7 protein-coding genes are annotated in these 4,891 nt (G+C 69.8%); 1 reads left to right on the top strand and 6 read right to left on the bottom strand.

Annotated elements, in window-relative coordinates:
* From tsaB to TW83_RS06695, 3 genes are all read right to left on the bottom strand, one after another.
* The coding region (gene tsaB / locus TW83_RS06705) for a tRNA (adenosine(37)-N6)-threonylcarbamoyltransferase complex dimerization subunit type 1 TsaB (RefSeq protein ID WP_045982007.1) at window positions 1–541 on the bottom strand (541 nt) is incomplete at its 3' end.
* A 4-nt stretch (window positions 542–545) separates the two neighbouring features.
* Complete coding sequence (locus TW83_RS06700; RefSeq protein ID WP_045982005.1) at window positions 546–1,109, bottom strand: NifU family protein; 564 nt, start codon at window positions 1,107–1,109, stop codon at window positions 546–548.
* 62 nt (window positions 1,110–1,171) lie between these two features.
* Window positions 1,172–1,630 carry a universal stress protein gene (locus tag TW83_RS06695; protein WP_042250295.1) on the bottom strand — a complete coding sequence of 153 codons (459 nt, stop codon included), beginning with the start codon at window positions 1,628–1,630 and terminating at the stop codon, window positions 1,172–1,174.
* Between the two features lie 161 nt (window positions 1,631–1,791).
* Between TW83_RS06695 and TW83_RS06690 the strand changes: the two genes are divergently transcribed.
* A complete protein-coding gene (locus TW83_RS06690) occupies window positions 1,792–2,586 on the top strand; it encodes a sugar transferase (RefSeq protein ID WP_084693897.1) in 795 nt (264 codons plus the stop codon).
* Here the strand turns inward: TW83_RS06690 and truA are convergent.
* The 3 genes from truA to TW83_RS06675 form a co-directional block, all read right to left on the bottom strand.
* Window positions 2,547–3,335: a tRNA pseudouridine(38-40) synthase TruA gene (gene truA, locus TW83_RS06685; protein WP_045982004.1), complete on the bottom strand. Its 789-nt coding sequence runs from the start codon at window positions 3,333–3,335 to the stop codon at window positions 2,547–2,549. The two genes, TW83_RS06690 and truA, sit on opposite strands and share 40 nt — an antisense overlap.
* Complete coding sequence (locus TW83_RS06680; protein ID WP_045982003.1) at window positions 3,335–4,318, bottom strand: 5-bromo-4-chloroindolyl phosphate hydrolysis family protein; 984 nt, start codon at window positions 4,316–4,318, stop codon at window positions 3,335–3,337. Before TW83_RS06680 ends, truA begins: the two co-directional genes overlap by 1 nt.
* A gap of 120 nt (window positions 4,319–4,438) precedes the next feature.
* On the bottom strand, window positions 4,439–4,891 hold a 453-nt coding region (locus tag TW83_RS06675; protein ID WP_045982002.1), incomplete at its 5' end, for a tetraacyldisaccharide 4'-kinase.

The raw sequence follows: 4,891 nt of genomic DNA, 5'->3' as shown, positions 1-4,891 counted from the left end.
GCAGATAGACCGGCGCGGGGCGGGGCTGCGGCAGATGCGCGCGGGCCGCGGCCAGGCGTGCCACACCCTCGGCAATTCCTGTCGCAGGCGCAGCCTGCGCAGGGCCGGGCGGCAGCGCGCCGGCCGCAGCCTGCTGCGGCCGGCTCTCCGCGCCCTCGGCAAAGTCCTGCCAGATGACCATGTCGCCCCGCCCCGCGATCACCACCCGGCAGGGCCGCGGCAGGCCCCAAGCCAGCGCCTCGGGCGCCTCGACCCCGATGGCGGGGATGCCCAGGGACAGGGCCAGTCCGCGAGCCGCCGCCACCGCCACCCGGATGCCGGTGAAGTTGCCCGGCCCCGTGCCCACGCCGATCGCGTCCAGATCGCCCCAGCCCAGGCCCGCGCCGGCCAGCATCTCCTCCAGCATCGGCATCAGCCGCTCCGCCTGTCCCTTGGCCATGTCCTCATGGACCGCCGCCAGAACCGCATCGCCGCGCAGCAAAGCGGCCGCGCAATGCGCGGCCGATGTGTCGAAACCCAGAACCACTGGATCGGGGGTGATCCGGTCAGGCAACAGGCCTGACCTCGACAACTTCGGGGATGTAATGACGCAGCAGGTTCTCGATCCCCATCTTCAGTGTCAGGGTCGAGGACGGGCAGCCCGCGCAGGCCCCCTGCATGTGCAGATAGACGATGCCGCGATCGAAGCCGTGGAAGGTAATGTCGCCGCCGTCCTGCGCGACCGCGGGGCGGACGCGCGTGTCCAGCAGCTCCTTGATCTGCACCACGATCTCGGCGTCCGGGCCGGCCTCATGGGCGACATGGCCGCCCGTGTCCGCCGCCGCGGCCTCGATCGCCGGGGCGCCCGACTGGAAATGCTCCATGATCGCGCCCAGGACGGACGGCTTCAGGTGATCCCACGGCACCTGGTCGGCCTTGGTGACGGTCACGAAATCACGGCCCAGAAACACGCCGGTCACGCCGTCCACTGCAAAGATCCGTCGCGCCAGGGGCGATGCGGCCCCGGTCTCGGGGGTCGGGAAATCGGCCGTGCCGCTGCCCAGCACCGTCTCTCCGGGCAGGAATTTCAGCGTTGCGGGGTTCGGCGTCGTCTCGGTCTGGATGAACATGGGGGCGCTCCTTTGATCCCGATATGGCGATCCGGGGCGCTTGGGTCAAGCCGCCGGGGCTCTCAGGTGATGGCCTCCAGCCGCTCCTTGGACAGATCGCCGGGCACCAGCGAAATGGCGCAGGGCAGGGCGGTCGGGTCGCGCATCAGCCGTGTCAGGACCGGGTTGGTGCTGCTCTTGTCCGAGGACAGGCCCAGCACGACCACGCCGATCTCGCCGTCCTCGGTGATCTGGGCCAGCAGCTCCTCGGCGGTGTCGCCCTCGCGGATGACCAGCTCCGGCTCGACTCCGGGGCGCGACCGCATCCATTTGGCAAAGACCTCGAAATGCGCCTCGATCCGCTCGCGGGCCTCGGCGCGCATCACGTCTGCCACGCCGAATCCGTGCTGGATCTCCTCGGCGGGAATGACCGACAGGATCACGACCGCTGCCCCCTGGGACTTGGCCGCGCGCATCGCGGCAAAGCGCATCGCGTTCAGGCATTCCCTGCTGTCGTCCAGAAGGACCAGAAATTTCCGCATCGTGTCACCGGGCCTCCGCCTCTTTCGCCCCGACAGTGGCCGAAGTGCCATGCCCGCGCAAGTCAGTGCGCAGGAAAGCGCCGCACCCGTTTCCAATGCTTGCATGTCGTGCTAGTCGCGATGAGGTTGACTGGCGTGAAATGTGCAATGCGGACGGTGTCGTGACGATCCACCATGATTGGGAAAAGGCCGATGCCGCGCATCTGGGACCGCTCAGCGCGCCCCGGATGGCATGGTTCATCGGCGAGGCGCGGGCTCCCGGCGTCAATCCCATGCCGGTCTCCAAGCGCGCGTTCGACCTGATCCTGGTACTGATCCTGCTGGTGCCGCTGTCGGTCGTGATGCTGACCGTCGCGGGATTGCTGCTGCTGCTGCAGGGCCGGCCGATCCTTTATGCCGCGCACCGCATGCGTGCCCCGAACCAGCCCTTCACGCAGTGGAAATTCCGCACCATGCTGTGCGAGGAGGACGATTTTGGGGCCACCGGCGCGCACAAGGCGTGGCGCATCACGCCGATGGGCCGCTTCCTGCGCCGGTCGCGCATCGACGAGCTGCCGCAGCTGTTCAACATCCTGCGCGGCGACATGAGCTTTGTCGGTCCCCGACCGCCGCTGCGCGAATATGTCGAACGCTTTCCCGCCGTCTATGCCCAGGTGCTGCATTCGCGCCCCGGCGTCACCGGGCTGGCCACGCTGATCTATCACCGCCACGAGGACCGCATCCTGGCCCGCTGCAAGTCGGCCGAGGCGACGGAGATGGCCTATTACCGCCGCTGCCTGCCGGCCAAGCTGAAGATCGACCTGATCTATCAGCGCCATCGCAGCCTGCGGCTGGATCTGTGGATCCTGTGGAACACGCTCAAGATCGTGATCTCGCGCCGCGACGAACGCCCGCGCCGTCGCCGTCGCGGTCAGTCCTACCTGCCGATCGGCCCGTCGAAGGGGTCGCAGGGGTAGCCCACCCCGGTCAGGTACAGGCCGTGGGGCGGACAGACCGGCCCGCAGGCCGCCCGCTCGCGCGCCGCCAGCGCCTGTCCCACACGTTCCGGCGCCCATAATCCCGCGCCGACCCGTTCCAGCGTCCCAACGATGGACCGGACCTGGTTGTGCAGGAAGGATCGCGCGCGAAGGTGAAAGCGGTATTCGTATCCCTGCGGGATGTCCGCGACCTCGATCCTGATCTCGTCCAGCGACTTCACCGGGCTTTTCGCCTGACAGATCGACGACCGGAAGGTGGTAAAGTCGTGATGCCCGACCAGATGGGCCGCGCCCGCGCGCATCGCATCCACGTCCAGCGGGTTCAGCACCTGCCACACCTGTCCGCGCCCATGCGTCAGCGGCGCCCGCCGCGCCACCAGCCGGAACAGATAGCGCCGCTCCACGGCCGAGAACCGGGCGTGGAAATCATCCGGCACCCGCGCCGCCCGCAGGATGGCGACGGGCGCGGGCTTCAGGTGCCAGTTCAGCGCCTCGGACAGGCGGAAGGGGTCCCATTCGCGATCCAGGTCGGCATGCGCCACCTGTCCGGTGGCATGCACGCCCGCATCGGTGCGCCCGGCGGCGGCGATGCGGCGGGTGGCGAAAGCGGGGTCCAGCCGCGCCAGCGCGGTTTCGATCGCGCCCTGGACGCTGGGCTGGTCGGCCTGCGCCTGCCATCCGGCAAAGGGCGCGCCGTCATATTCGACCTGCAGGGCAAAACGGGGCATCAGTCGCGCGGGACCTTCTGTCCCGGGAACGGGGTGCGCAGCAGATCGTCCAGCGTCTGCGCCTCGGCGCTTTGCAGGGCGGGGCGTTCGGCAGGGTCGACGCGCGTCGCGGCGCCGGTCAGCCCCTCGCGGGCCAGCCGGTCGCGCAGGACCGACATCTCGACATCCAGCGCATCGCGGTCGCCGTCCATCAGCCGGTCGGCGCGGGCGATGAAGTCCTTTTCCAGATCGTCCAGGAACACCTCATAGTCGCGCCGCGCCTTCTGATCCTGCGTCCGCGCATAGAGGTCGGCAAAGCGGATCGTCGCGTCGCGCGCGCCCATCAGGTACACGCCCAGATAGCGCCGCGCGGATGCCAGCCCGGCGGGATTGTCGCGCACCCGGTCGAACAGGTGCCGCACGGATGCGTCGAACATCGCGACGCGCGCCACCAGCCTGCGGTCGCCGCTGCGCGCGATCGCGTCGCGCATCTGGTCCAGATGGCCCTCGGCCTCGTCGATCATGCGCTGTGCGCGATCCTGCTGAAAGCTGTCCACGCCCGCCGCGGTCTTGTCGCGCCATGGGTCAAGGCCGAAGGACACCTGGTGCAGGGCCAGACCGGCCATGCCGATCAGCCCGGCCTCGGCCCAGACCCCCGGTTCGGCGGCCCCCAGGCCCAGACCGATCCCTGCCAGCACGCCGCCGAACAGCTTGCGCGGAATGGCCGGGCGCTTGGCCACGCGACGCGCGGCATAGGTCGCCTGCGCGACCAGCCCCTCGCGCGTCAGGACCATGCCGCTGGCGACCAGGCCGAAGGCTGCAAGGTCGGTGACCATCCCCGTGGCCCCCTGGAAGAACGCTCCCAGCAGGAAGGGCATCGCCGCCAGGGTGATCCACTTGGGCCGACCCTCGTGCGGGTGGCGGGGGGTGGGGGGCAGGGATGCGCCCGGGCGCGTCTCCGGCTGCGCGTCGGGCGAAAAGCGCCCGCCGAAACGTTGCGACATGATGCCCCCTCAGCCCGCGCCGGCCAGGGCCGCGTACAGCGTCAGCAGCAGCAGCAGGTAAAAGCTCAGCCGGCTTTTGGCAGTGGGCGACATGGTAATCCTTTCGGGCATCGTTCGCCCTTATATCGGCATCGCGGGCGCGATTTCAAACAGCCGGTCCAGCGCGGCCGTCAGCGGCGCGTCGTCAGCCAGGGCCAGCCGCACGGGCAGCGCCATCACCTTGGGGCGGAAAGGACGGGGCAGGCGGGCCGCGTCCTTTTCGGTGGTGACCAGCTGCGCGCCGACCAGCCGGGCCTCGGTCTCCAGCCGGGTCAACAGCGCCGGGGTGAAGGGCTGATGGTCGTCCAGCGCCTCGGCCCGGACGATCTGGGCGCCCAGGCCCGTCAGGGTGGCAAAGAACTTTTCGGGGTGGCCGATGCCGGCAAAGGCCAGCACCCGGTGGCCGCGCCAGTCGAACCCCATCTGCAACGGTGCCAGCTGACCGCGCAGATGCACGGGCGCGCCGGGGGGCGGGGCAAAGGTTGCCTGCGCCGCATCCGGTCCGATGGACAGCAGCAGGTCGGCCCGCGCCAG

Origin of the sequence: Paracoccus sp. S4493, assembly GCF_000967735.1 — a bacterium.
Lineage (GTDB): Bacteria > Pseudomonadota > Alphaproteobacteria > Rhodobacterales > Rhodobacteraceae > Paracoccus > Paracoccus marcusii.
This window is presented reverse-complemented; position numbering and strand designations above follow the sequence as displayed.

Excerpts from the sequence above, each read along its gene's own strand:
- TW83_RS06695 (WP_042250295.1), bottom strand. The coding sequence starts at position 1,630 with ATGCGGAAATTTCTGGTCCTTCTGGACGACAGCAGGGAATGCCTGAAC.
- TW83_RS06680 (WP_045982003.1), bottom strand. The coding sequence starts at position 4,318 with ATGTCGCAACGTTTCGGCGGGCGCTTTTCGCCCGACGCGCAGCCGGAG.
- TW83_RS06700 (WP_045982005.1), bottom strand. The coding sequence starts at position 1,109 with ATGTTCATCCAGACCGAGACGACGCCGAACCCCGCAACGCTGAAATTC.
- truA (WP_045982004.1), bottom strand. The coding sequence starts at position 3,335 with ATGCCCCGTTTTGCCCTGCAGGTCGAATATGACGGCGCGCCCTTTGCC.